The organism is Nocardia farcinica, from assembly GCF_001182745.1.
In the GTDB taxonomy this organism is placed as follows: domain Bacteria; phylum Actinomycetota; class Actinomycetes; order Mycobacteriales; family Mycobacteriaceae; genus Nocardia; species Nocardia farcinica.
Map to the genome: position 1 here is coordinate 621156 of NZ_LN868938.1, position 25633 is coordinate 646788.

General features: G+C 70.0%; 23 protein-coding genes. 14 read left to right on the forward strand and 9 right to left on the reverse strand.

The features are described 5' to 3' along the window. Positions 1-3: 3 nt before the first annotated feature. Positions 4-1518 (reverse strand): MFS transporter, encoded by a 1515-nt coding sequence (locus tag AMO33_RS03180; protein ID WP_060593263.1) that lies wholly within the window; start codon positions 1516-1518, stop codon positions 4-6. Further along, positions 1515-3908, reverse strand: a complete 2394-nt coding sequence (locus AMO33_RS03185) for a glycoside hydrolase family 3 C-terminal domain-containing protein (protein WP_060590400.1) — start codon at positions 3906-3908, stop codon at positions 1515-1517. The genes AMO33_RS03180 and AMO33_RS03185 overlap by 4 nt, the downstream gene beginning before the upstream one ends. Positions 3909-4219: 311 nt before the next feature. Between AMO33_RS03185 and AMO33_RS03190 the strand changes: the two genes are divergently transcribed. The 5 genes from AMO33_RS03190 to AMO33_RS03210 are packed head-to-tail and all read left to right on the forward strand — an operon-like array spanning position 4220 to position 8992. Then, positions 4220-5167, forward strand: coding sequence for an SMP-30/gluconolactonase/LRE family protein (locus tag AMO33_RS03190; RefSeq protein ID WP_060590402.1), 948 nt, complete (start codon positions 4220-4222; stop codon positions 5165-5167). Between the two features lie 37 nt (positions 5168-5204). Further along, positions 5205-6110 (forward strand): SDR family NAD(P)-dependent oxidoreductase, encoded by a 906-nt coding sequence (locus tag AMO33_RS03195; protein ID WP_011209921.1) that lies wholly within the window; start codon positions 5205-5207, stop codon positions 6108-6110. 35 nt (positions 6111-6145) lie between these two features. After that, positions 6146-7375, forward strand: a complete 1230-nt coding sequence (locus AMO33_RS03200; RefSeq protein WP_060590405.1) for a cytochrome P450 — start codon at positions 6146-6148, stop codon at positions 7373-7375. A gap of 9 nt (positions 7376-7384) precedes the next feature. Then, the gene (locus tag AMO33_RS03205; RefSeq protein WP_011209919.1) at positions 7385-7708 is read left to right on the forward strand and encodes a 2Fe-2S iron-sulfur cluster-binding protein; all 324 of its coding nucleotides are present in this window, start codon (positions 7385-7387) and stop codon (positions 7706-7708) included. 3 nt (positions 7709-7711) lie between these two features. After that, positions 7712-8992, forward strand: coding sequence for an NAD(P)/FAD-dependent oxidoreductase (locus AMO33_RS03210; RefSeq protein WP_060590408.1), 1281 nt, complete (start codon positions 7712-7714; stop codon positions 8990-8992). A 15-nt stretch (positions 8993-9007) separates the two neighbouring features. On the opposite strand, the gene AMO33_RS03215 is transcribed toward AMO33_RS03210, so the two are convergent. The 6 genes from AMO33_RS03215 to AMO33_RS03240 are packed head-to-tail and all read right to left on the reverse strand — an operon-like array spanning position 9008 to position 14977. After that, positions 9008-9979 (reverse strand): alpha/beta hydrolase, encoded by a 972-nt coding sequence (locus tag AMO33_RS03215; RefSeq protein ID WP_060590410.1) that lies wholly within the window; start codon positions 9977-9979, stop codon positions 9008-9010. A 4-nt stretch (positions 9980-9983) separates the two neighbouring features. Then, positions 9984-10712, reverse strand: coding sequence for a GntR family transcriptional regulator (locus AMO33_RS03220; RefSeq protein ID WP_011209916.1), 729 nt, complete (start codon positions 10710-10712; stop codon positions 9984-9986). Then, a complete protein-coding gene (locus AMO33_RS03225) occupies positions 10709-11965 on the reverse strand; it encodes a CaiB/BaiF CoA transferase family protein (protein WP_060590412.1) in 1257 nt (418 codons plus the stop codon). Before AMO33_RS03225 ends, AMO33_RS03220 begins: the two co-directional genes overlap by 4 nt. Continuing rightward, on the reverse strand, positions 11962-13032 hold the full coding sequence (locus AMO33_RS03230) for an acyl-CoA dehydrogenase family protein (protein ID WP_060590414.1): 1071 nt from the start codon (positions 13030-13032) through the stop codon (positions 11962-11964). The genes AMO33_RS03225 and AMO33_RS03230 overlap by 4 nt, the downstream gene beginning before the upstream one ends. After that, entirely contained in the window at positions 13029-14180 is a 1152-nt protein-coding gene (locus tag AMO33_RS03235) for an acyl-CoA dehydrogenase family protein (RefSeq protein WP_060590417.1), read from the reverse strand. Before AMO33_RS03235 ends, AMO33_RS03230 begins: the two co-directional genes overlap by 4 nt. After that, complete coding sequence (locus AMO33_RS03240) at positions 14177-14977, reverse strand: enoyl-CoA hydratase-related protein (protein ID WP_060590419.1); 801 nt, start codon at positions 14975-14977, stop codon at positions 14177-14179. The genes AMO33_RS03235 and AMO33_RS03240 overlap by 4 nt, the downstream gene beginning before the upstream one ends. 134 nt (positions 14978-15111) lie before the next feature. Between AMO33_RS03240 and AMO33_RS03245 the strand changes: the two genes are divergently transcribed. The 4 genes from AMO33_RS03245 to AMO33_RS03260 all read left to right on the forward strand — a co-directional run bounded on the left by AMO33_RS03245 (position 15112) and on the right by AMO33_RS03260 (position 18196). Then, positions 15112-15870, forward strand: coding sequence for an SDR family NAD(P)-dependent oxidoreductase (locus AMO33_RS03245; RefSeq protein ID WP_060590421.1), 759 nt, complete (start codon positions 15112-15114; stop codon positions 15868-15870). Continuing rightward, the gene (locus AMO33_RS03250) at positions 15867-16250 is read left to right on the forward strand and encodes a VOC family protein (protein ID WP_060590422.1); all 384 of its coding nucleotides are present in this window, start codon (positions 15867-15869) and stop codon (positions 16248-16250) included. The genes AMO33_RS03245 and AMO33_RS03250 overlap by 4 nt, the downstream gene beginning before the upstream one ends. A gap of 130 nt (positions 16251-16380) precedes the next feature. Next, positions 16381-17208 carry an SDR family NAD(P)-dependent oxidoreductase gene (locus AMO33_RS03255; RefSeq protein WP_060590424.1) on the forward strand — a complete coding sequence of 276 codons (828 nt, stop codon included), beginning with the start codon at positions 16381-16383 and terminating at the stop codon, positions 17206-17208. Between the two features lie 22 nt (positions 17209-17230). Beyond that, positions 17231-18196 (forward strand): alpha/beta hydrolase, encoded by a 966-nt coding sequence (locus AMO33_RS03260; RefSeq protein ID WP_060590426.1) that lies wholly within the window; start codon positions 17231-17233, stop codon positions 18194-18196. Positions 18197-18233: 37 nt separating this feature from the next. On the opposite strand, the gene AMO33_RS03265 is transcribed toward AMO33_RS03260, so the two are convergent. Then, positions 18234-19034: an IclR family transcriptional regulator gene (locus AMO33_RS03265; protein WP_060590427.1), complete on the reverse strand. Its 801-nt coding sequence runs from the start codon at positions 19032-19034 to the stop codon at positions 18234-18236. A 395-nt stretch (positions 19035-19429) separates the two neighbouring features. Between AMO33_RS03265 and AMO33_RS03270 the strand changes: the two genes are divergently transcribed. The 5 genes from AMO33_RS03270 to AMO33_RS03290 all read left to right on the forward strand — a co-directional run bounded on the left by AMO33_RS03270 (position 19430) and on the right by AMO33_RS03290 (position 25633). Continuing rightward, positions 19430-20608 (forward strand): Rieske 2Fe-2S domain-containing protein, encoded by a 1179-nt coding sequence (locus AMO33_RS03270; protein ID WP_373862104.1) that lies wholly within the window; start codon positions 19430-19432, stop codon positions 20606-20608. Between the two features lie 52 nt (positions 20609-20660). Beyond that, positions 20661-21845: an acyl-CoA dehydrogenase family protein gene (locus AMO33_RS03275; protein ID WP_060590429.1), complete on the forward strand. Its 1185-nt coding sequence runs from the start codon at positions 20661-20663 to the stop codon at positions 21843-21845. 67 nt (positions 21846-21912) lie between these two features. After that, a complete protein-coding gene (locus tag AMO33_RS03280) occupies positions 21913-22800 on the forward strand; it encodes an SDR family NAD(P)-dependent oxidoreductase (RefSeq protein ID WP_011209904.1) in 888 nt (295 codons plus the stop codon). Further along, a complete protein-coding gene (locus AMO33_RS03285; protein WP_060590431.1) occupies positions 22800-23684 on the forward strand; it encodes an SDR family NAD(P)-dependent oxidoreductase in 885 nt (294 codons plus the stop codon). Before AMO33_RS03280 ends, AMO33_RS03285 begins: the two co-directional genes overlap by 1 nt. Continuing rightward, positions 23681-25633: a flavin-containing monooxygenase gene (locus AMO33_RS03290; RefSeq protein WP_060590432.1), complete on the forward strand. Its 1953-nt coding sequence runs from the start codon at positions 23681-23683 to the stop codon at positions 25631-25633. The genes AMO33_RS03285 and AMO33_RS03290 overlap by 4 nt, the downstream gene beginning before the upstream one ends.

Consider the following 25633-nt stretch of genomic DNA (forward strand, 5'->3'; position numbering starts at 1 on the left):
GATTCACCTCGTGGATTGTTCGTCGGCGGACGGAGTGGGTTCGGTGCGGCGAGCCGCGATCTGGGCCTGCTTCTCGGGCAGCCCCTTCTCCACGTTCAGCAGCATGAGCAAGGCGACCATGACCAGCCCGGTGATGATGCCGAGGCCGAGGAAGCCGAAGGTGATCATCTGCTGAACGTGCGGTGATTGGGTGCTGATCAGCTCACCGGCCTGGTCGAGCGCCGGGGCGGTGTATCCGGTGCTCGACAACAGCCCGTTGAACACCCCGGTGCTCACCCCGACGACGCCGATGGCGATGGTGCTGTAGATCGACATCGCCACCCCGTCGGGCCGGAAGCCGTTGCGCCATTCCACATCGTCGAGGGTGTCGGCGAACAGTGCCATGAACACGTACGCCATCGGCAGCGCACCCATGTTCTTGACGAACTGCCCGATCAGTACCGTGGTCATGTCGTACGGATCGATCAGGCAGATCCCGCCGCCGACGATGGTGAGCAGGATGCCCAGCATGGTGATGTTGCGTTTGCCGAGGTGTTTCGCCAGCGGCCACACGAGGAAGATCCCGATACCCATCGGCAGCCCGCCGATCATCGCCAGCAGCGCCTGGGTGGAGCCGTCGTTGTAACTGCCGAGGACGAAGTTGCTGTAGTAGACCAGGGCGATGTTCTGCACACCCAGGGTGAAGGCGTTGACCAGCGCGACGGCGAACAGCACGAGCAGGTAGCGGCTGCGCAGGATCGCCCGCCATTGCCGCAGGTATCCGATCTGCGGCCGGTCCTGGGTGTCCTCTTCGGTGATGCGTTCCTTGGTGTAGTAGTACTGCAGCAGAGTCAGCGGCAGGGCGAGGATCGCGAACAGGCTCATCACCAGGATCCAGCGACTCCGGTCGATGCCGATCGCCGGCAGAATCAGCGACGGGAAGATCAGCGCCACGAAGACGCCGGTGACCGCGGTCGTCGAGATCTGGACGAACACCGAGAGCTTGCCGCGCTGCTCCATGTTCCGGGTCGACAGTGGCACCATCAGTCCGTTGCTCATGCTGAACAAGGTGTACGCCAACGCGTAGAACAAGTTGTAGGACAGGAAGATCCAGACCACCTGCACGGTCTGGCTCGCCTGCGGCACGGTGAACAGCAGGATTCCGGTGATCGTCAGCAGGGGCGCGCTCAGCAGGAGGTACGGGCGCGCCTTGCCCTGGCGAGTGCGGGTGCGATCGATGAGGTAGCCCATCGTGAGGTTGGTCAGCACGTCGACCAGTCGCGCCAAGATCGGGAAGACGACGAGGAAGGTGCCACCCCACACCGCGGTCAAGCCGAGCACGTCGGTGTAATAGACGTTGAGGTAGGTGGCCAGCACCGCGTTGAGCAGCAGGGCGCCGGACGGGCCGAGCAGGTAGCCCAACCACGCCTCGGCCTGCCCGACCTGCGCGGACCGGATCCGTGAATCCCATATCGGGCGGTTCAGCATGCCGCTCGCGCGCGGTGTGGCGTCGGTGCCGTCGGCCAGTCGCAGACTCATGCCGGCCCGCCGCGCAGTAGCGACCACAGTCCCCGGACCGTGCGCCCGTTGGCGCTGTCGACGAAGAACCGCGCCAGGCGCGGCGACATCATTCCCGCGCTCATCCGCGCCATCGTGCGGATGGGCAGGTCGGCCGAGGAGTAGATGAGCATCTTGAAGCGGACATTGCCGTAATCGATCGGCAGGCCCGCACGCTGGGCGACCGCCCGCTCCACGAATCGGTACAGGATGCGGCACGCCAGGCTCGAGTCCTTCATGTCCAGGATGGTGCTGTCGAGATCGAAGGTGCCGCGGCGGGGCGCGAGGAGACGGGGGAACGGTGCGTGCACGGTGGCGAAGTCCGCGGGCGTGGGCGCGCCCGACGGTCGGTGATACCAGTCCGATACCGGAACGCGGCGTGGTTCGGCACCGGTGACATCGAGGCGGGTGGTGAGCCGGACGTCGCGCGAGCTCGCCGCGACGCGCACCTCGTAGGTGCCCGCCTCCACCACCCAGTCCTGGACGGCCGGATCGAAATGGGCGAAGCTGCGCTGGTCCAGACGCAGCGTCGCCTCTTGCGATTCGCCGGCGGCCAGGCGAATCTTGGTGAAGGCGCGCAATTCCTGCGCCGGACGGTGCACGCCGCCGGTGCGGGGCGCCAGATAGAGCTGCACCACCTCGGCGCCGTCGCGATCTCCGGTGTTGGTGACGGTGACCCTGACGTCGAACGTGTGCTCACCGTGGGCCGTGACTCGCAGGTCGGAATAGTCGAAACTGGTGTAGGACAGGCCGAAGCCGAACGGGTACCGCACCGGGTGCTCGGCGGAGTCGAAGTAGCGGTAGCCGCAGTACATGCTCTCCAGGTACACCGCCTGCGCCGGATCGGTACCGAAGGTGCCGCTGTTGACCACGTCGCGGTAGTGGAACGGGTAGCTCTCGGTCAACTTGCCCGAGGGATTGGCGGCGCCGAAGAGCAGCGCGGCCGCCGCCGAGCCGCCGGCCTGCCCGGCGAGCTGCATGTGCAGGATGGCCGAAGCGCTCGATTCCCACGGCATCTCCATCGCGCTGCCGCCGACCACCACCAGCACGATCCGGTCGGCAAGGTGGGCGAGGGCCTCGAGCAGCGCGATCTGATTGGTCGGTATGCGCATGTGCTCGCGGTCGAAACCTTCGCTCTCGTAGATCTCGGTCAGGCCCACGCACACGATCACCGTCGGTGCGGTCTCGGCGAGCGCCACCGCCTCGGCCAGCAGCCCGTTGTCGGGCTCGTCGGCGATCCGGTAGCCGGCGGCGTAGGTGACCTCGGTGTAGTCGGCCACGCCGGCGCGCAGTCCGACCAGCCGGGTCGGTTGGACGTGGGACGAGCCGGTGCCCTGGTAGCGCGGCTGCTCGGCCAGCGCGCCGATGAGCGCGACCGGAGTACCGGGACGCAGCGGAAGCAGGGCGTTGTCGTTTTTCAGGAGCACACCGGATTCGGTGGCGGCTCGATGGGCCAGCGCGTGATTTCGGTCGTAGAGGTCGGGGCTCGGGTGCCGGACGCGGTCCGCGGTGCGGGTCGCGAGGACGCGGAGGCGCTCGACCGACGCGTCGAGGATGCTCTCGGGCAGGCGTCCCGCCGCCACTGCCGCGCGCACGGGTGCATCGGAGGCGCCGCCGTTACCAGGCATCTCCAGGTCCACCCCCGCGGCGTAGGCTGCGACCCGGTCGTTCATCGCGCCCCAGTCCGTGACCACCACTCCCTCGAATCCCCATCGCTCACGGAGGATCTCGGTGACGAGGCGGCGATTCTCACTGCAGTACACGCCTTCGACCCGGTTGTAGGCGGTCATCACGGTGGTCGGGTCGCCCTCGCGAACCGCGATCTCGAAGGCGGGCAGGTAGTACTCGTGCAACGCCCGGTCGTCCACGCGGACGTCGATGGTCATCCGTTTGGTTTCCTGGTTGTTGAGGGCGAAGTGTTTGAGCGAGGTCCCGGTGCCGGTCGACTGCACTCCTCGGATCCAGGCCGCCGCGAGCTTGCCCGACAACAGCGGGTCCTCGCTGTAGTACTCGAAGTTGCGTCCACACAGCGGATTGCGCTTCATGTTCACGCCCGGGCCGAGGACGACGTCCACGTTCTGATCGATCGCCTCGGTGCCGATGGCGGCGCCCACCTCGGCGACGAGATCGACATCCCACGACGCGGCCAGAGTTCCCGCGGCCGGGAAACACGTCGCCGGGCGACTGCGCGCGATCCCGAGGTGATCGCCCAGTTCTCCGGGGTCCCGCAGTCCGCTCGGGCCGTCGGTCAACGTCAATGCCCGGATACCGGGTGCCGCGTGGGTCGTCCAGAAGGTGGCGCCGGCGCCCAGGGCGATCTTTTCGTCGAGGGTCAGCGCAGGGGCATGCGCGGTCTCATCGCGGACATCCATCGAGGTCGCCTCTCTACTAGCTCGTGCTAGTCGGCGAGAGTAGCAGGTTTGCCGCGGGACCGGAGCGGTTCGACTGCGCGGGCACCACCGGCCACCACCCGACCGCTCCCGCTGAATGGGAGGGCACCGACCAGCCACCACCTCGGTCCCTATCGTCCTGTGCAGCCAGTGCTTGTGACCCAGTTCACCGCTTCCGAAGGACGGCGGGACGGTCCGAGCAACCACCGCTGGTGACCGACCCACCGGTGCCTGCTGCGGGACGACACGTTCCGGAGCAGGCGGACCGGTCCACGTTCCCGGAAGGCCCTCACATGACCAACCCCGTCGACACCGTCGCCGCCGCTGTCGCGGCGGCGGGTGCCACCACCTTCGCGGCCCGCAAGATCTCCAGCGGCTACTCCTGGCCGGAGTGCCCGCGGTGGCACGAGGGCACGTTCTGGTTCTCCGACATGTACACCGGAACCCTCAAGACGCTCGACGCCGACGGCAACGCCACCGTGGTGATCGACGCGACCGGCCGCGGCGCGAACACCGACGTCCCGATCGTGCTGGGCGGGTTCGGCTGGCTGCCGGACGGTCGCCTGATCGTGGTGTCCATGCACGAGAAGTTGGTGCTGGTGCACGGCGGCGGCGCGCCCGACGACCTGTCGGTCTACGCCGACATCTCGCCGTACTGCTCGGCGGCCGCCAACGACATGGTCGTCGACGCGGACGGGCGCGCCTACATCACCCAACTCGGCTTCGACATCTTCAAGGGCGACGAGCCGACCACCTCGCCGCTGATCGTGGTGGAGCCCGACGGCACCGTGGGCACCCCGGAGAAGGTCGGCCCGCTCAACTGTGCCAACGGCATCGCCATCAGCGCCGACGGCACCAAGCTCTACACCGCCGAGGTGATGGCGTTCAAGATCACGGTCATCGACCGGGCGGCCGACGGTTCGCTGTCCAATCCGCGCGACTTCGCCACCTGCCCGTTCATGCCCGACGGCATCGGCCTGGACGACGAGGGCGGCGTGTGGGCGGCCATGCCCGGCGGCGGTTACGTCGCGCGGTTCACCGAGCAGGGCATCACCGACGCGGTCCCGATGCCGCTCGAGAACGGCATCGCCTCGGCCTGCCTGCTGGGCGGCCCCGACCGCAACCGGCTCTACATGACCGTCGGTTTCGAGGTCTACGACTTCGAGAAGTCGGCGCGGGAGGCCCTCGGCAGCGTCTGGGTGGCCGACGTCGCCCACGGCGGCGGCGCCACCCGGCCCTGACCCCACCGAACCCAGCCACGAATACGAGGAAAAGGTAATGGCAACACTGGATTTCAGCGACCGCGTCGTGATCGTCACCGGCGCAGGCCGTGGTATCGGCCGGGCGAACGCGCTGCTGCTGGCCGAACGCGGCGCCGCCGTGGTGGTGGGCGACCTGGGCGCGCGCATCGATGGCTCGGGGGTGGAGGGCGACGATCCGGCCGCGGCCGTGGTCGCCGAGATCACCGCCGCCGGTGGCACAGCGGTGGCCTGTCACGCCGACGTGGCCACCGAGGAGGGCGCGCGCAGCCTGGTCGATGCCGCGGTCTCGTCGTTCGGCAGGATCGACGCGCTCGTCAACAACGCGGGCATCGTCCGCGCCGCCCCGTTCCGGGAGGTGCCCGACGAGGAGTACCAACGCCACCTGGACGTGCATTACCTGGGCCCGATGCGGCTGTGCCGCGCGGCCTGGCCGCACCTGCTCGAGGCCGAGGCCCCGCGCGTGGTCAACACCATCTCCCAGGCCATGCTCGGCAATCCCGGCATGTCCCACTACGGCGGCTCCAAGGGCGCGCTGTTCGGCCTGACCCGCAACCTCGCGCTCGAGGGTCTGGAGGCCGGTATCAAGGTCAACGCCATCGCGCCCGGCGCCAGCACCCGCATGCTGGAAGCCGCCGCCGATACGCTCACACCCGAGATCATGGCCTACATGCGCTCGTCGATGTTGCCCGAGCACATCGCCCCGGTGGTGGCCTACCTGGTCCACCCCGACTGCCAGGTCACCGGCGAGGTGTTCAACGTGGCCGGCGGCATCGTGAACCGGCTCGCCCTGGTCAACACCGTCGGCATCCACGACCCCGCGCTCACCGTCGAGGCAGTGGCCGAGCAGTTCGACCAGATCATGGCGATCACCCCGCAGGCGGTGCCCCAGGTCGTCGCCCCGGCCCAGCTGCCGGTCTCCTGAACCTTTCCCGCCCAGCTCACGACAACGGAGTTCCCATGAGCACAACCGAGACCGCCGTCCCGACGGAGTATCCGTTCCCGCCGGTGCCCGCCTCCGACGCGGTGGCCCGCTACCGGGCGATCGCCGCCGATCGTCCGATGACCAAGATGACGATGCCCTACGGCGGCGACGTGTGGGTCATCCATCGCAACGCGACCGCGCGGCAGATGCTGGGCGACCCCCGATTCGTGCGGGAGCCGTTCCGCACCGGCGAGCGGGTGGTGCCCTACTTCGTGGAGTTCCCGGACTTTCTCAAGACCACGTTGCAGTTCGAGGACCCGCCGCATCACACCAAGCTCCGCAAGCTCGTGCAGCGCTCGATCTCGCCCAAACGGGTCAAGGCGATGCGTGATTCGGCGGTCGAGTTCGCCAACCATCTCATCGACGAGATGATCGCCAAGGGCGCCCCGGCGAACCTGGTGGACGACTACTCGGTGGCGCTGCCGATCCAGATGCTGGCCAACCTGCTCGGCGTACCGCCCGAGGACCGCCCGAAGTTCCAGAAGTGGAGTTCGGCGACCCTCGCCGTGGCGAACATGCCGCAGGAGGAGGTCGTGGCGAACATGACCGAACTGGTCGTGTACATGATGGGGTTGATCGAGGAACGCCGGAAGAACCCGCAGGAGGATCTGCTCAGCGACCTGGCCAACGCCCAGGACAAGGACGACAGCCTCACCGACGCCGAGATCCTGCCGATCGCCCTGGTGCTCATCATCGGCGGCTTCGACAACACGGCCAACTTCATCGGCTCCGGTGTGCTCGGCCTGCTGCGCCACCCCGATCAGCTGGCGGTCTTCCTCGAGGATCCCGACGCGGTGGCACCGACCGCGGTCGAGGAGATCCTGCGGCAAGGGCGGATGCCGTTGGGCGACAAGGTGGCTGGCGGTGGCGGGCTGGTGCCGTTCGTGGCCACCGAGGATGTGGAGCTGGACGGGCAGGTGGTCGCCGCGGGCGAGGCCGTCCTGGTGGATCCGGCCTCGGTCAATCACGACGGGATCGCGCTGCCGGATCCGGCGAACTTCGACATCCGCCGCACCACCAACCCGCACCTGACCTTGAGCTACGGCCTGCACCACTGCCTCGGCGCCCCCCTGGCCCGGATGGAGATGCAGGTCGGACTGGCCGAGCTGTTCAAACGCCTGCCCACGCTGAAACTCGCGGGCGAGATCGTCATCGACAACGACAATCTCACGCAGCCGGTCACCGAGCTACCGGTCACCTGGTAGGAGATCCCGATGCCCAAAGTGTTCTACACCCAGCCCGACGGCGAGGTGAAGGTGGTCGACGGCGCCGCAGGCGACTCGGTGATGGCCACCGCGGTCAAGAACGGCGTGACCGGGATCGTCGGTCAGTGCGGGGGCACCCTGTCCTGTGCGACCTGCCACGTGTACGTGGATCCGGCCGAGATCGACCGCTTCGCCGAACCGAGCGAGGACGAGGACGACATGCTCGAGTGCACCTCCTCGGACCGTGCGGACACCTCGCGGCTGTCCTGCCAGTTGATTCTCGCCGAGGGCGCCGACGACCTGCACGTGACCGTCCCGGAGACACAGGCCTGACCGATGTCTCTGTCCGAGAACACTTCCGGGTCATCGGTGCCGCGCAGCGTCGTGGTGGTCGGCGCCTCGCACGCGGGCGTGCACCTGGCCGACCGGCTGCGCGCGCTGGGATACCGTGGCGAGATCACGCTGATCTCGCACGAGCCGCACCTGCCGTATCAGCGACCGCCGTTGTCGAAGGCATGGTTGAAGGGCACCGCCACCGCGGAATCGGTGCTGCTGCGCGATCCCGCTCATTACCCCGATCAGCGGATCGAGCTGCTCACCGGAACGCGGGTGGTCCGGGTCGAGCGGACCACCGACGGGGTGGCGGTCACCCTGCGCGCCGACGGCCGGGAGTGGTCGCGACGATTCGACCGACTGGTATTGGCCACCGGCGCGCGGGCGCGCCGGCCCGCGCTGCCCGGCGCCGACCACCCCGACGCGCTCGTCCTGCGCGACCTGGACCATGCCCGGGCTCTCGCCGAGCGCGTACCGGCGGGGCCGATCGCGGTGATCGGTGGCGGTTTCATCGGTCTCGAGGTGGCCGCGACCGCGCGGGCGCTCGGTGTCGAGGTGACCGTCGTCGAGGCGGGGGAGCGGTTGCTCGGCCGCGCGGTCGGCGCGGGCACCGCCGAGACCCTGTTGGCCGCGCATCGAGCGATGGCCACCGAGGTGGTGCTCGCCGCCATGCCCACCGCGATCGTGCACGACGACACCGGAATCCGCGCCGTCCGGCTCGCCGACGGGCGGGAGATCGCGGCCGGCACGGTCCTGATCGGGATCGGGGCGCAGCCGCGCGTCGAGCTGGCGGAGCAGCTCGGCCTGGACTGCGCGGGCGGCGTCGTCGTCGACGAGCGGTGCCTGGCCTCCGACGGCTGGACACTCGCCATCGGCGACTGCACCACCCAGGTCTCGCCCGCGGGCAGGCACTATCGGCTGGAGTCGGTGGACAACGCTGTCGAGCAGGCCAATACGGCGGCCGCGGTGCTGCTGGGCGAACCGCTGCCGCCACGACCCACCCCGTGGTTCTGGTCGGACCAGGGCGATCACAAACTGCAGATCGTCGGCCTGACCGGCGGACACGACGCGGTGTTGGTGCGAGTGGATCCGGACAGGCCGCGTAAACGGGTGGCGCTGTACTTCGCCGAGGAGGTCCTCATCGCGGCCGAATGCCTCAACGCGCCCGCCGATTTCGTCGCGCTGCGGACGGCGTTGAGCCGGGGCCGCCGCCCGGGGCCGGACGAACTGTCCGACCCGGCGATTCCCTTGAAGAAGCTGCTGCTGTCGCCGGTCGCGCACTGAGTCCGCCCGAGCCGGTCAGGGCTCCTGCCGGAACCGCGCGGCCACCAGCGCGCCGACCTCGGCCATCGCCGCGCGGGCACGCGCCACGTTCGCCGTCTGCATGGCGAAACCGTGGCCCATTCCCGGATAGCGCAGTTGCGCGGTGGGCACGCCCGCCGCGCGGAGGCGGTCGCCGTAGGCTTCGACGGCGTCCCGCAACGGGTCGGCATAGCCGACGGCGATGATCGCCGGGGGCAGGCCGGCGAGCGAATCGGCCAGTGCGGGAACACCGTACGCGTCGTCGGTCGCCGGGTCCTCGCCGAGGTAGAGGCTCTTCATCCAATCGATGTCGGCGGCGGTCAGGAAGGGTGAATCACCGAACTCCCGCATCGAGGGCCGGTCGGTGCGGCGTTCGATCCCGGGATAGAACAGCACCTGCTGGGCGATGCCGGGCCCGGCCTCATCGCGGCTGCGCAGGGCGGTGGCCGCGGCCATGCTGCCGCCCGCGCTGTCGCCGCCGACCCCGATCCGGGACCTCGCCACACCCCAGGCCGCGGCGTTCTCGTGCAGCCAGCACAGTGCCGCGTAGGCCTCGTCGTTGGCGACGGGGTAGCGGTGCTCGGGCGCGAGCCGGTACTCGACGTTGACCACCACGGCACCGGTGGCGTCGGCGATATCGCGGGCGAGCCGGTCGAAGGAGTGCAGCGAGCCCATGATCATGCCGCCGCCGTGGAACCACACCAGGGCGGATGCGTCCGACTCCGGGGCGGTGTGCGGGCGGTAGACGCGCACCGGGATGTCGCCGTGCGGGCCCTCGATCGAGGCGTCGCGCACCGACGCCATCGCCGGGCCGGGCGGGCGCACGATCGATTCGAGCGAGCGGCGCGCCGCGGCCACGCCGCCATCGCGCAGCGTGCCCGCCCGGTGGCTCTCGATGGCCGCGACGAGGACGGCGACATCGGGGTCCCAGGCGAAGCGGTAGGGCGGGTGCCCGGTCGGAACGGTCACTGATCTACTCCTCGGGAATGTCGGGATCCCGCGCGCGATCCGCGGCCGTGCGGGTGGCGCGAAGCATGATCCCGGTGCTGGTCTCCCCGCCGTGGCGGTGCTCGTCCATCAGGGTGACGAGCCGTTCGTTGTCGTGGCGGGCCAGCGCGTCGATCATCTGGTCGTGTTCGGCCACCACCCGCGCGCGGGCGGCGGGGTCGTAGAGGTAGGCGGCGTGATACGGCATCGCCAGCGTCCACAGCCTGCGCACTTCGGCGACCACCAGGTTCAGCGGGGAGCGGTCGAAGATGGCGAAGTGGAAGGCGTGGTTGTGCAGGCGCATGGCGAGGATGTCGCCGTCTTCGGCGGCCGTGGTCACCAGGGCGCCCAGGCGGGTGACCTCGGCGACGGCGTCGTCGGGGAAGGGCGGCAGCGAGCGAAGCACCTCGGGTTCGAGCGCGGCGCGCATCAGGTAGATCTGATCGAAATCGCTCTGCCGCAGGCGGGCGACGGTGTAGCCGACGTTGGGCTGATGTTCGACCAGGCCCGCGGCGGTGAGGTGGCGCAGCGCCTCGCGGATGGGCAGTCGGCTGACGCCGAGTTGCTCGGCCATCAGTACCTGCCGGATGGGCTGACCGGGCAGCAGTTCCCCGCTCACGATCAGCCGTTCGATCTCCTCGACCACCCGTCCGGTGGCGCGGCCGACGTCGCGACCGCCTTCCGCTGCCGCTGCACTGCCGCTCTGCCTGCTCACGGGTCTCCGAAGATACCAGCAGCGCGCATGGCCTCGATCTGCTCGGCGCGGTAACCCATGGCCCGCAGCACCGCGGCGGTGTCGGCGCCGCGCGGCACCGCCGGGCGCGGCATGCGATGCGGCGAGCGGCTCAGTTTCACCGGTACCCCGACGCCGCGGTAGTCCGCCGTCTCCAGGAACAGCCCGCGATGGCGGGTCTGCTCGGCCTGTAGCGCCTCGTCCACCGTGTTGACCGGCGCGGCGGCCACCCCGGCCTCTTCCAGCCGGCGCGCGAGGTCCGTGCGCTGCCACCCGGCGATGCGTTCGGCCAGGATCGCGACGAGTTCCGCGCGGTGGATGTAGCGCTGCCCGTTGTCGGCGAAGCGCGGATCCTCGGCCAGCTCGGGCATGCCGAGCGTGGTCACCAGGGAGCGGAACTGGCGGTTGTTGGCGGCGCTGACGAAGAAGTCGCCGTCGGCGGCGCGGAACACCTGGTACGGCACCACCGTCGGGTGGAAGTCGCCGGTGCGCTGGGGCACCCGGCCGCTGGCGATCCAGTTGGCCGCGTGCGGGTGCAGGATCGAGATGGCCGAGTCCAGCAGCGCCATGTCGACCAGTTGGCCGCGCCCGCTGCGTTCCCGCTCGAGCAGCGCCAGCAGGATTCCGTTGACCGCCAGGTTCGCGGTGACGATGTCGACGATCGGCACGCCGACCCGGAGCGGATTGCCGTCCGGGTAGCCGTTGATGCTCATCAGGCCGCCGAAGGACTGCAATACCGCGTCGTACCCGGGCAGGCCGCCCATCGGCCCGTCCACGCCGAAACCGGTGATGCGGCAGTAGATCAAGCGGGGATGCCGCTCGGCCAGCACCGTCTCGTAGTCGAATCCCCACCGGGCCATGGTGCCCGCCTTGAAGTTCTCGATCACGATGTCCGCGCCGGCGAGCAGGTGCGCCAGGATCTCGCGGCCCTGGTCGGTGCTCAGGTCGAGGCCGATGTTGTCCTTGCTGTGGTTCAGGCTGGCGTAGTAGGCGCTGCTGGTGCCCTCGTCCACGAACGGCGGGCCCCAGCCACGGGTCTCGTCCCCGCCCGGGCCCTCCACTTTGATCACCTCGGCGCCCTGGTCGGCGAGCATCTGCGCGGTGTACGGGCCGGCGAGCACGCGGCTCAGGTCGAGCACCCGGACTCCGCCGAGCACGCCGGTGCCGGTCGCGGTGTCGGCGGCGCGCCAGGCGGCGCGGCCGTCGACGGTCTCGTCGGTGGTGGTGATACTCATCGCGCACTCTCCTCTGCGGCAGCGGGTTCGGTGGCGCCGGTGACGAGATCCCAGGGATCGGCGCCGTCGTCGAGGATCTGCCCGGCCAGCACGTGCGACCAGTACCGTTCGCCGCCGTAGCGGTCGCGCCAGCTCCACAGCGCGGTGGTGAAGCGGCCGAGGCTGTGCTCGGAGGTGAAGCCGAGGGCGCCGTGGATCTGGTGTCCGATCGCGGCTACCTCCCGAGCGGATGCCGAGGCCACCACCTTGGCGGCCGCGATCGCGGTGCGTCGGGTCGCGGTATCGGCGGTGGCGGCGGCCGCCGTGGCGGTGTCCAGCAACGCGGCGAGCGCGGTGAGCCCGGCCAAGCGCTGCTGGACGGCCTGGAACTTGGCCAGTGGCCGGCCGAATTGGGTGCGCTCGGCGGCGTAGCGGACCGACCGGTCCCGGACGGCCGCGGCCGCGGCGGCGAGCGCCACGGTGTATGCCAGCGCTCCCCGCTCCTCCAAATCAGCTGCGGTATAGGGTGATTCGTGCAGATCGACGGGCGTCCCGGCGAAGGTGTAGTCATCCATGGCCGCGCCGAGAAGATCGCTGCCGCGGGTCACGGTGATACCGGGCGCGCCGGCGGCGACGAGCGCGACCGACGGATGTGCCTGCGGCTCGGGCAGCACGATCACCAGGACCGCGGCCTCGGCGCCGTGGACGACGCCGGTGACGGTGCCGTCGAGCACCACGCCCTCGGCGGTCCGGCGCACCGTGCACCGGCCGTCGGCGAAGGCCGGCGTGGCGGGGCCGGTGGCCGGGCCCCCGGTGCACTCGGCGACGATGCGGCTCGCCAGGGTGTGCTCGAGCAGCATGGTGAGCGCGCCCCGGGTGGTGGCGGCGTGCAGTACCGACAGTGCGTCGAGGGCCGTGCCGCCGCTGCCGCCCTGGTCCTCCGGGATCCCGATTCCGGTGAAGCCGGACTCGCTGAGCGCGTTCCAGAACGCCCGATCGGGCGCGGCGGCCGGCGTGGTCGTGTCGACTCCGGCGCGGTCGGCCATCGCGGCGACGGCCCCGAGTAGTTCGTTGTTCCAGTTCGTCATCGCAAACCCATTCCGCGCGCGACGATTCCGCGCAAGATCTCGTTCGTGCCGCCGCGCAGGGTGAAGGCGGGGGTGTGCAGGATGCCGGTCGCGAGGAGCCGGGCGAAGGGCTCGCCGCCGGTGCGGCGCGGTGCGACCTCGGTGCACGCGCGGATGGCCTCGACGACGTCGCCCTCGAAGGTGGAGCCGAGGTCTTTCACCATGGCCGCGAGCACGTCGGGCTTGCGGCCGGCGGCGAGCTCGGTCGTGACCGCCAGTGACATCCGGCGCAGCGCCCACGCGCGGGCGGTGAGCGTTCCGAGGGTGACTCGCTGCTGCTCGGTGGCGCCGGCGCGGCGTAGCTCGGCGGCCCAGGCGCGCAGCAGCGGCATGGTGGACAGGTAGCGTTCGGGGCCGGAACGCTCGAAGGCCAGCTCGCTCATCACCTGGTCCCAGCCGGCGCCGCGGCGGCCGAGCAGGGCCTCGGCGCCGACGTGGGCGTCGTGGAAGACGACCTCGTTGAAGTGTGCGCCGCCGTCGATGCTGCGCAGTGGGCGCACCTCGATGTCGGGGTGGTCCAGGTCGACCAGGAATTGGGAGAGCCCGGTCTGCCGGTCGGCCGGGGTGCCGTCGGTGCGGGCCAGCAGGACCATCGCGTGGGCCACGTGGGCGCCGGTGGTCCAGACCTTGGTGCCGCTGAGCGTCCACGAGCCGTCGGGGTGTTCGGTCGCCTTGGTGCGCACGGCGGCGAGGTCGGAACCGGCGTCCGGCTCGCTCATGCCGATGGCGAAAAACAGTGTGCCCGCGGCGATTCCGGGCAGGTAGCGCTGCTTCTGCGCCTCGCTGCCGTTGGCGAGGATGCCCGGCGCCATCTGCCGGTCGGCGATCCAGTGCGCGGCGACCGGCGCGCCGTGGGCGAGCAGTTCCTCGGTGACCACGAACCGTTCGGCCGGCGACCGCTCGTGGCCGCCGTATCGTCGGGGCAGTGTCATGCCCAGCCAGCCGCGGGCGCCGAGTTCGGCGCTGAAGGCGGGGTCGAAGCCGCTCATCCAGTTGTCCGGCGCGGGGGCGAAGGCGCCGGCCGCGAGGCGGTCGCGCAGGAATCCGCGCACCTCCGCACGGACATCACGCAACGTCTCGTCGGTGACCGCTGCGGCGACGGCGGTCATCGTCCCGGCCCTCGCGACGACCAGGAGCCCTCGCCCTTGCGCGACATCGACCACATCTGCACGCCGCGTTCGATCTCCAACGCCGAAGACCAGCTCACCGCGGGCGGGCCGAGCTCGAGTCGGGCGCTGTTCATGATCCGCCGGGTGAGTTCGGGGTCGGTGGCGGCCGGGGCGGTCAACTCATCGATGCGGGCGTCCATTTCGGACTCTTCGACCGCGAGATGGGCCAGTCCGCGCGCGACCGCCTCGGTGCCGGTCAGCGACAGGCCGCAGGCGGCAAGGGCGATCGTGCTCGACCAGCCGACGGCACGGCCGAGCAGGGCCAGATGTCCGCCGCCCGGGTGGATGCGGCGGGCCAGGAATCCGCTCTCCAGCCGGGCCTCGGGTGTGGTCACCATCAGGTCGGTGGCCATGGCGAGATTGAGGCCTGCGCCGACCGCGCCGCCTACGACGCGGGAGATGGTGGGTACCGGCAACATGCCCACGCGGACGAACGCGCCGTAGACGGCGGAGGTGCGGCTCACCGCCTCGGGCGAGGCGGGGTCGGCCGAGGAGGCGGCCAAGTCGCGGGTGTCGGCACCACTGCAGAAGTAGGCGCCGGCCGCGCGGACCACGACCGCGCCGATGCCGGGGTCGCTCTCCACGCGCGTGCAGAAATCATCGATGAGCGCGGCCATGTCGAGGCTGATCGCGTTCTTGCGGCGGGGGTTGTTCAGGGTCAGCTGCGCGACACCGTCGGTGTAGTCGGTCAGGACCGGCGGTTCGGACGGGGCGTCGACCGGTGTGTCTGGCATCATGCGCCCACGCTAGCAAGATTGGATCCAAAATAAAATCCAATACTGATTGACAATTGCGTCGCGTCCTCCGAGAGTGAGCACAGGCGGGACGCCACCCCCGCGAGCCGGTGGCGCAGCGATCGAAAGGTGAGAGCGTGTTCGAGTTGGACGGACGAATTGCCCTGGTCACGGGCGCGGGTCAAAGCGTGGGGGAGGGGATCGCCACGGTGTTGGCGCGGCAGGGCGCGACCGTCGTGGTGAACGACCTGTTCGCCGATCGTGCGCAGCGGGTGGCCGAGGCCATCGTCGCCGAGGGCAACAAGGCGATCGCGCGCGCCTTCGACGTCACCGACTACCAGGCGACGGTGGCGGCGGTCCGCTCCGCCGAGGCCGAACTCGGCCACCACGTGGACATCCTGGTCAACAACGCGGGCGTCGCCGAGGACCGGGTGAGCAAGCCGTTCCGGGAACTCACCCCCGAGCAGTGGCCGCCCTCGATCGACCTCAACATCTACGGCGCGCTGAACTGCATCAAGGCGGTCATCGACGGAATGTGTGACAACGGCTGGGGTCGCGTGGTGCAGATCTCCTCGGGCTCGGCCCGTACCGGGCAGAACATCAACGTGTCGATGTACGCCACCGGCAAGAGCGGCATCGAGGGCTTCATCCGCCACCTCGCCGCCGAGACCGGCCAGTACGGGGTGACGGCCAACATCGTCGCGCTCGGCCTGCAGGCCAACCTGGTGCACAAGATGCCGCCCGAACAGATCGAGCGGCTCATCGCGGGCATCCCGATCGGGCGGCTCGGCGACCCCATCGAGGTCGGTGCGTTCTGCGCGTACCTGGCCTCGAACGAAGCCGGCGGCATGACCGGCCAGACCCTGGACTTCAACGGCGGGTCGCAGACGCGATGACGGTAACCCTCTCGCTCACCGCGATCCGGGTGGCAGACCTGGCCCGCGCCACCGAGTTCTACACCGCGGGCTGTGGATTCGTCGAGGAGAACGCCTTCGCCACCGACGCCTTCGACGCGGTGATCCTGCGGGCGGGGGCGGCCGGGATCGAGCTCATCGCCCCGCGCGGCGAATCCGCCCCGCCCGAGCACGGCACGATGTTCACCAAGCTGGTGTGCCACGCCGACGATGTCGCCGCGGTGATGGCGGCGGCCTGCGCGCACGGTGGCGCCGAGGAGATGCCCGCCACCGCGCTGGAGCGTTTCGGCGGTCGCACCATCGGCATGGTGCGCGATCCCGACGGCTATCTGCTCGAGTTCGTCGGTCCGCCCGCGCAGTAGCCAGCCCGCTGAGCGGGAAGATCCGGAGTGACGGCGTCGCACGGCGATAGCGTGACGCCGTTCGTACCCGATGCCGGTCACCACGCACTCGGGGCGGCATCGATGAGACGTCCACCTCGAGGAGTGTGCGGTGCGGGATTTGAGAGGGCGGGTGGCGGTCGTCACCGGCGGAGCCAACGGAATCGGCAAGGGGCTCGCGACCCGGTTCCTGACCGAGGGCATGGCGGTCGTGATCGCCGACAACGATCGTGGTGATCTCGACCGCGCCACCGCGGAACTGTCCGCGCTGGGGGAGGTGCTGGCCGTGCCCACCGACGTCGCCGACGCCACCTCGGTGCAGGCGCTCGCCGATGCCGCGGTGGCCCGGTTCGGCGCGGTGCACGTGCTGTGTAACAACGCGGGCGTCGGTGGGGCGCAACGGTTCTCGACGATCGGGCAGGCGACCTGGGAGTGGACCTTGGGGGTCGACCTGTTCGGCGTCATCCACGGCTGTCGGATCTTCCTGCCGATCCTGGCCGCGCAGGACGAGGCCTACATCGTCAACACCGCCTCCATGTCCGGCTTCCTGACCGGCGGTTATCTCACCCCGTACAACGTTTCCAAGGCCGGTGTGGTCTCGTTGACCGAAGGGTTGGCCTTCGAATGGGCCGAGGAGTTCCCGCACATCGGTGTCGCCGCGCTCTGCCCGGCCTACACCGCCACGGCCATCCGCCACGACGAGCGCAACGCCCCGCCCGGGCACGTGCCCCGCGCCGCGGCCGACCCCGCGCTGGCCGAACACCGCGAACAGGTCAGCCGCACGATCGAACAGGAAGGGCTGCCGGTCTCGGCCGTTGCGGACCTGGTCGTGCGTGGCATGGCCGAGCGCAGGACCCACATCTTCCCGCACCCCGAATGGCTGCGGCTGTGGGCGGAACGGGTCGAGCGGGTCACCGCGCAAGCCGCCCCACTTCCGTAGCCGCCGATTCTCAGGAGGACCGATGTCCGTCCCCCCGCTCGATCCCGACGTCGCGGCCCGTGTCGCCGCACTGGGAACCGTCCCGTCGATGCGCTCGCGCGGTATCGAGGCGGTGCGCTCCGGCGTCGAAGCGATGGCGCCACCGACATCGATGCCCGCGGTGGCGCAGATCGAGAACCACACCGTGCCCGGCCCGTACGGCCCACTCGAGCTACGGATCTACCGGTCGACCACCGGGCCTGGTGCGCCGGTTGTGATACACCTGCACGGCGGCGGGCTGGCCATGGGATCGAACGCCTCGTTCGAACCGCTCGCCCGGCATCTGGCGAGGGCCAGCGGCGCGACGGTGGTCGGCGTCGACTACCGGCTGGCGCCGGAGTGGCCCGCGCCGGTGCAGGTGGAGGAGTCCTATGCGGCGACGGTCTGGGTGGCCGAGCACGCCCGCGAGCTGCGGGTCGACCCCGAGCGGCTGGTGGTGCTCGGCGACAGTGCCGGTGGCGGCCTCGCTGCGGGAGTGGCCCTGATGGCCCGCGACCGCGGCGGACCCGCGCTGTTCGCGCAGGTGCTGCTGTACCCGGGGCTGGACCGCGACCTGGGCGCCGCCTCGGTGGTGGCGATGCCCGACGCGCCGATGCTGTCGCGTGAGGACATCCTCTACCTCCACGAACTCGCCGATGCCGGGTCGAGTCGACCCGCGGATTGCTACCGCGTTCCCGCCTACGCCACCGATCTCTCCGGGCTGCCCCAGGCCATCGTGGTGACCGCTGCGGGCGACCCGATTCGGGATTGGGGCGAACGCTATGCCGCCCGGCTGCGCGACGCCCACGTCCAGACCACGCTCACCCGGTATCCGGGGGTCCTGCACGGTTTCCTGATGCGACCGGAGAACTCGGCCCGTGCCCTGCTCGCCATCGCGGAGACCGGCGCGCTGCTGCGCGCCAAGTTCGACAACGCCCTGCCCTGGCCCACGCGGGCCGCCGGTTCGTGAGCCCGGCGCCATCCGTAGAGTCCGGGCCGTGGCACGCCTAGTGGGTGGCCAGGTCGGCGGCGACGCAGCGGTCCCAGATCTCGCGGGCCAGCACGCGGACCGGGCCGACCAGCTTGCGGTAGTCGAGCGAGGTGATCGGGGCGCACACCGAGATGCCGGCCAGGTTGCCGTAGATGTGGTCGGCCGGGCCGAGCGAGACACCGAGGCAGCCGAGGCCGGGGAACGCCTCACCCCGGTCGAAGGCGGCCCCCCGGTCGCGCACGGCGGCGAGTTCCTCGGCCAGCTGGGTGTCGGTGGTGATGCTGTGGACGGTACGCCGGACCAGCTCGCCGTTGTCGGTGTGCGCCAGCCCCTGGATCACCTGGGGGTTGCGGCCGGCCTCGGTGACGGCGAGTTGCGCTTTGCCGACGGCGGTCAGGTGGGCGGGCACCCGCTGCCCGACCGCGGTCGGCGTCGGGCCCGACGACCGGCCGTTGACCTTGGCCAGGTAGACGGTGTCGCCGTGGTCGACGACGGCGAGCTGGACGGTCAGCCCGGTGCGGTGCGCGAAGGCCTGCATGACCGGGCGGGCGCCCTGGAGCAGTCGGTTCTGGTTGAGCGCGGCCTGTCCCATCTCGTACGCCTTGACGCCGAGCTCGTAGGTCTGCTCGGGCGAGCGGGCCAACCACCCGGCACCGGCCAGCTGTTCCAGCAGGCGGTGCACCGACGAGCGGGGGAGGCCGGTCCGCGAGGTCACCTGGGCCAGCGTCAGCGGGCCCGCACCGTTGAACGTGTCCAATACCAGCGAAATCCGCTCGACGACCGAGACCGGCACGCCCGCGGGGCTTGATGTTCTCACACGACCTCCCAGCACCCGTCACATCACTGTGACAGGGATCACGGTACTACCACGTACTGGCGGCCCTCAAACGGCCGTCCGACGGGTGGGCACGAGGATCGCACGCGCCCGTGCCCACGACCGAGCCGCTGTTCCGATCAGTGAGACGTTGCCGACCGTACCCGCCGATGCGCGCCTAACCTCCCGCCGGTGCGCGCCGTGCTCCATCACGGCCCATCCTCGGCCGCCGGGCCGGGCCCGGCGGTGCTCGGTCGTGATCGACCACCCCGCCCGTCCGGGGTGCCTCGGATCCCCGTCCCACTCAGCAGGAGACCCGCGTCACACCCGGGGTTCCGCTGCCAAGCTGATCCGCAATACACCGAGATTCGCGGTGGCAGCCCATCAGACCAGGAGGAATCGTGACTTCCACCCCCGCAACCGGAGATCAGGTCCGCGTCATCGACTCCGGCCTGCCACCCGAGCGGTACGCCCGCGGTTGGCACTGCCTGGGCCTGGTTCGCGACTTCGCCGACGGTCGGCCGCACCAGGTCTCCGCGTTCGGCACCGAACTGGTGGTCTTCGCGGGGGAGGACGGAAAAGTCAACGTGCTCAACGCGTTCTGCCCGCACATGGGCGGCAACCTGGCGCACGGTGAGGTGAAGGGCAACACCATCGCCTGCCCGTTCCACGATTGGCGCTGGCGCGGCGACGGCAAGTGCGCCGACATTCCCTACGCCCGGCGGGTGCCGCCGCTGGCGCGCACCAAGGCCTGGCCGACGATGGAGATCAGCGGACAGCTGTTCATCTGGCACGACCCCCAGGGCCGCAAGCCGCCCGCGGAGCTGACCATCCCGGAGATTCCGACCTACGGTGACCCCGGCTGGACCGACTGGGTGTGGCATTCGATCCTGGTCGAGGATTCGCACTGCCGCGAAATCGTCGACAACGTCGTGGACATGGCGCACTTCTTCTACGTGCACTACGGCATGCCGACCTATTTCCGCAACGTGTTCGAAGGGCATACCGCCACCCAGCTCATGCGTTCGCGCCCGCGCGCCGACGCGGTCGGGGTCAGCACCAACACCGTCGATCCGAGCATCGAAAGTCGTTCCGACGCCACCTATTACGGCCCGTCCTACATGATCGACAAATTGTGGAGCGCGCAGTACGCCGAGCGCGAGGAACCCAACATCTACCTGATCAACTGCCACTATCCGATCACCCCGACCTCCTTCCGGCTCCAGTACGGCGTGATCGTGGAGAAGCCGGTCGGCATGGACGACGAGGCCGCCAACGCGATGGCGGCCGCCGTCGGCCGGGGCATCGCGATCGGTTTCGAGCAGGACGTGCAGATCTGGAAGAACAAGGCGCGCATCGACAATCCGCTGCTGTGTGAGGAGGACGGCCCGGTGTACCAGCTGCGCCGCTGGTACGAGCAGTTCTACGTCGACGTCGAGGACATCACGCCCGAAATGACCAACCGGTTCGAGTTCGAGATCGACACCGAGCGCGCGCTGCAGAACTGGCAGGCCGAGGTCGACGCGAATCTGGCGGCCGGACGCAGCGCCATCGCCCCCAATTTGGTGAACCGGTAGTTCCCGGTTCCGAAGACCGACATTTCCCAGCCTCCCGGAACCAGGAGTCCCGATGTCCTACACCGTCCTCGACAACATCGTCGCCATCGCCGACGACATCCGCGCCGCCGCGGAGGAATCCGATTCGCTCGGCCGGCTCACCGATGGCATGGCCAAGCAGCTGCGGGAGGCCGGTCTCATCCGGCTGTTGCAGCGCAAGAAGTACGACGGCTTCGAGGCGCACCCGCGTGAGTTCGCCGAGACCGTGATGAAGACCGCGAGCATCTACGGCTCGGCCGGCTGGGTGGGTGGCATCGTGGGCGTGCATCCGTGGCAGTTGGCCTTCGCCGACCCGAAGGTCCAGGACGAGGTGCTCGGCACCGACAGCAACACCTGGCAGGCCTCGCCCTACATGCCCGGCGGCGTGGCGGTGCCCACCGACGGCGGCTATGTGCTCAACGGGCGCTGGCAGTTCTCCTCCGGCACCGATCACTGCGACTGGATCTTCCTGGGCGCCATGGTCGGCGGCGCCGACGGCAAGCCGCTGATGCCGCCGCGGGGCCTGCACGTGATCCTGCCCCGCACCGATTACGAGATCGTCGCGGACTCCTGGGACGTCGTCGGCCTGCGCGGCACCGGCAGCAAGGACATCGTGGTCGAGAACGCGTTCGTCCCGGGCTACCGGGTGATGGATTCGGGCAAGGTGATGGACGGCACCGCGGCCGAAGAGTACGGCGTCACCGAGACGCTGTACCGGATGCCGTGGTCGACGATGTTCCCGCTGGGCATCACCTCCGCCACCATCGGCATCTGTGAGGGCGTGCTCGCCGCGGGCGTCGCCTACCAGCGCAATCGCGTCGGGGCGACCGGGACCGTGGTCAAGGACGACCCGTACGTGCTGCACGCCCTCGGCGAATCCGCCTCCGAGATCGACGCGGCTCGCCAGCAGCTGTTGGCCAACGTCGATCGCATCTACGACATGGTCGACCGTGGCGAGAAGATCGACTTCGAACTGCGCGCCAAGGTGCGCCGCGACCAGGCGCGCGCCGCGTGGCGGGCCGTGCGCGCCGCGGACGAGATCTTCGACCGCGCCGGTGGCAACGCACTGCGCATGGACAACCCGCTGCAACGGTTCTGGCGCGACGCCCACGCGGGCCTGCACCACGCCATCCACGTCACCAGCACCACGTACCACGCGGCCGCGCTGGCCGCACTGGGCGTGGAGGTCCCGCCGGGACCGCTGCGCGTGATGATCTGACCGGAGAGGCCGCCGGGCGCCGGTGAGCTGCCGGCGAGCCGGGCGGCTTCGACATTCTGGAGGTTTCATGACACAGCGACTCCGAGGTCGCAAGGCCCTGGTCACCGGCAGCAGCCGGGGGATAGGTCGCGCCATCGCGCAGCGGCTCGCGGCCGAAGGCGCCGTCGTGGCGGTCACCGCGCGCTCGCTCCATCCGAGCCCATCGATCCGCGACGGCGAGACCCACGTCCTGTCCGGCAGTCTGGCCGAGACGGTCCAACTGATCGAGGCGGCCGGCGGCCGTGCGGTCGCGATCCCCGCCGACCTGGAGGATGCCGAGCAGCGCGCCACCCTGGTGGATCGCGTCGCCGAGGAACTCGACGGGCTCGACATCCTGGTCAACAACGCGGGCTTCGCCGACTACAGCGTGATCGAGAAGATGAGCGACGAGACCTTCCACCGCACGCTGCGGCACTATCTCGAGGTCCCGTTCGTGCTCAGTCGCGCCGCCATCCCGCACCTGCGCAAGCAGGGCGCAGGCTGGATCGTCAACATCGGCTCGTCCACCGGACTGAGCCCGATCCGTCCGTTCCGCGAGTACAACAAGACCTCCGGCGATGTCGTCTACGCCTCGGCCAAAGCGGCACTGCACCGTTTCACCCAGGGGCTGGCGGCCGAACTGCTCGACGAGGGCATCGCCGTCAACGCGGTGGGCCCGTCGACGGCGATCCTGACCCCGGGCGCGGCCACCCTGCTGCCCGAGGGCTACGAGACCGAGCCGGTCGAGTACCTCGCCCAAACGGTCCTGGAGATGTGCACCGCTCCGGCGGCCGACCGGACCGGGCTCGTCGCGTTCAGCCTGCACTACCCGTACGCGACCGGCACCCCGGTGCTCTCCCTGGACGGGCGCACCGAACTGCCGCGGCGGGAGCCGCCCGCCTGGGCGAATCCGAACATCCTGCCGGAGGGCGTGTGATGGGCGCCGCCGCACGCGAGCGCTTCGCCCGGGGAACGGCCGTCGTCACCGGTGCGGCGGCCGGCATCGGCCGCGGCCTGGCCGAGTATCTCGGCTCGCTCGGGATGACCGTCGTCGTCGCCGACATCGATGACACCCGCGCCGCCGCGGTGGCCGCCGAGATCGTCGCTCGCGGGGGAAACGCGGAGGGGTTCGCGGTCGATGTCGCCGACGCCGATTCCGTCGAGGCCATGGCCGCGGCGGTCTTCGACCGGCACGGCTGCGTGGAGCTGTTGATCAACAACGCGGGCGTCGAGTCGGCCGGACTGGTGTGGGAGATCGATGCCGACCGCTGGCAGCGGGTCATGCAGATCAACGTCGACGGGGTCTTTCACTGCTTGAAGGCGTTCGTGCCGCGCATGATCGCGGCAGGCACTCCGTCCTGTGTGGCGAACCTGTCCTCGGTGGGCGGGCTCAACACCGTGGCCGTCCAATCGCCCTACATCGTCAGCAAATTCGCCGTGCAGGCGCTGACCGAGTGCCTGCACCAGGACCTGTCGATCGTCGGCGCGCCGATCCAGGTCAGCGCCGTCGTCCCGCACTCCATCCGCAGCGAGATCTTCCTCGCGGCCCAACGCGAGGCACCCACCGCGAATCCCATCGCCAACGCCGTCTTCGAGGCCATGCAGCGCGACAACGTGGCGAAGGGGCTCGACCCGTTGGAGGCCGCCGAGCACATGATCGAGCAGATCGCCCGCGGCCGGTTCTGGGTCTTCTCCGACGACGCGGTGTGCTCGGCCGCCGTCACCCGGCGCAGCGAACAGCTGCGCACCCTCGACCCGCCCGCGGATCCCCGCGACATGCTCGCCCGCATGGGCGTCCCACTTCCGGAAGGTAGCTCATGACCGACACCGTCGTCGCCGACGTCTCCGCCGTATCCGAGGCCGCACTGCACCGGGCGATCGCCGAAGGTGAGCCCGCCGCGCTGCTGATGACGCTGGTGCACGTGACGGGTGACACCGGGCTGCTCGACGAGTTCGGCGCCCGCCTGACCATCGAGGAACCCGGCAACCACTACCGCACCGGCATCCGCCCGACCGTGCCGCCGGGCACCTACCCCGAGGACGTCGCCGCCGACATCCGCGCCAGGGCGCGCGAGCTGCTGAGCCCGGATTCCGTTGCCGCGCTGGGCGTTCCCGACAACGAGCTGTTCCGGCGGATGGCCACGATCTGCACCGCGCAGCGGGTGGACGCCGAATTCGTGCCGATCCTGCTCGAGCAGGCCGGATTCACCAAGGACCGCCGCCACGTCCCGGTGACCAAGACGCCGCCCGCCGACTTCGAGGTCGTGGTGATCGGCGCCGGGATCGTGGGCATCAACGCCGCGATCAAGCTGGGTGAAGCGGGCTTCTCCTACACCGTCTTCGAGGAACGCGACGACATCGGCGGCACCTGGCACCGCAACACCTACCCGGGCGCGGCCGTGGACACCCCCAGCCACTACTACTCGTACTCGTTCGAACTCAAACCGGACTGGACGCGCTACTACCCGACCGGGCCGGAGTACCAGCGCTATCTGCTCGGTGTGGTCGAGAAGTACCGCCTGCGCGAGCACATCCGATTCGGCACCCGGGTGCGCTCGGCGACCTGGCTGGAGCACGAGAAGCGCTGGGACGTGGTGACCGAGGACCGCGCCGGTGTCGTCACCCGGCACCGCGCCCGCGCCGTGGTGACCGCGCTGGGCATGCTCAACGCGCCCAACTACCCGGACGTGGCGGGCATGGACACCTTCGCGGGCACGGTCGTGCACACCGCCGACTGGGACACCGGCCTCGACCTGCGCGGCAAACGGGTCGTGGTGCTCGGCACCGGCTGCACCGCGGTGCAGGTGGTCGCCAGCATCGTCGACGAGGTGGCGTCGCTCGACGTGGTCGTGCGCAGTCCCCACTGGCTGGTGCCGGAGAAGACCGTCGGCGGCGACGTGCCGGAGGGGGAGAAGTGGGCGATGGCCAACCTCCCCTTCTACGCCCAGTGGTTCCGCTTGCGCACCTACTGGTTCGCCTCGGACAACCTCTACCCGCTGCCGCGCATCGACAAGGAATGGGCCGCCACGCACCTGTCGGCCTCCCGGGCCAACGACATGGTGTTGCAGACCGCGCTGGAGTATCTGCGGGCCAGCTTCCCGGACCGACCCGATCTGGTCGAGAAGCTGACCCCCGACTTCCGTCCGTACGCCAAGCGCATCGTCAAGGACCCGGGGTTCTTCCAGGCACTGAACCGGGATCACGTGACGCTGCACCGCGCCTCGTTCCGGGAGATCACCCCGGACGGCGTGCACACCACCGACGGCGAGTTCGTCCCGGCCGACGTGATCATCCTGGCGACCGGATTCAAGCTCCAGTTCACCACCACCATCGACATCGTCGGCCGCGACGGCCGCACGCTCGCGGAGGTGTGGAAGGGCGGGGAGGACCCGCGCGCCTACCTGGGTGTGCAGGTGGCCGGGTTCCCGAACCTGTTCGTCACCGCCGGGCCCAACTCGGCGCCGAATCACGGGGCAGGCCACAACATCACCGGCGAGGAGCAGGTCCACTACCTGATCGAGTGCCTGCAGTACCTGCTGGAGAACGACCAGGCCGCCATGGACGTCAAGCCGGAGGCGCTCGAGGACTACAACCGCCGCGTCGACGAAGCGCTCGACGAGACGGTGTGGGTACATCCCGGTGCGGAGACCAACGGCTACTACCGCAACAGCGCGGGCCGTGCGGTGGTGCCGTGCCCGTGGCGGCTGGTCGACTACTGGACCATGCTGCGCGAGCCGCATGTCGAGGACCTCACCTTCATTCCGAACTGA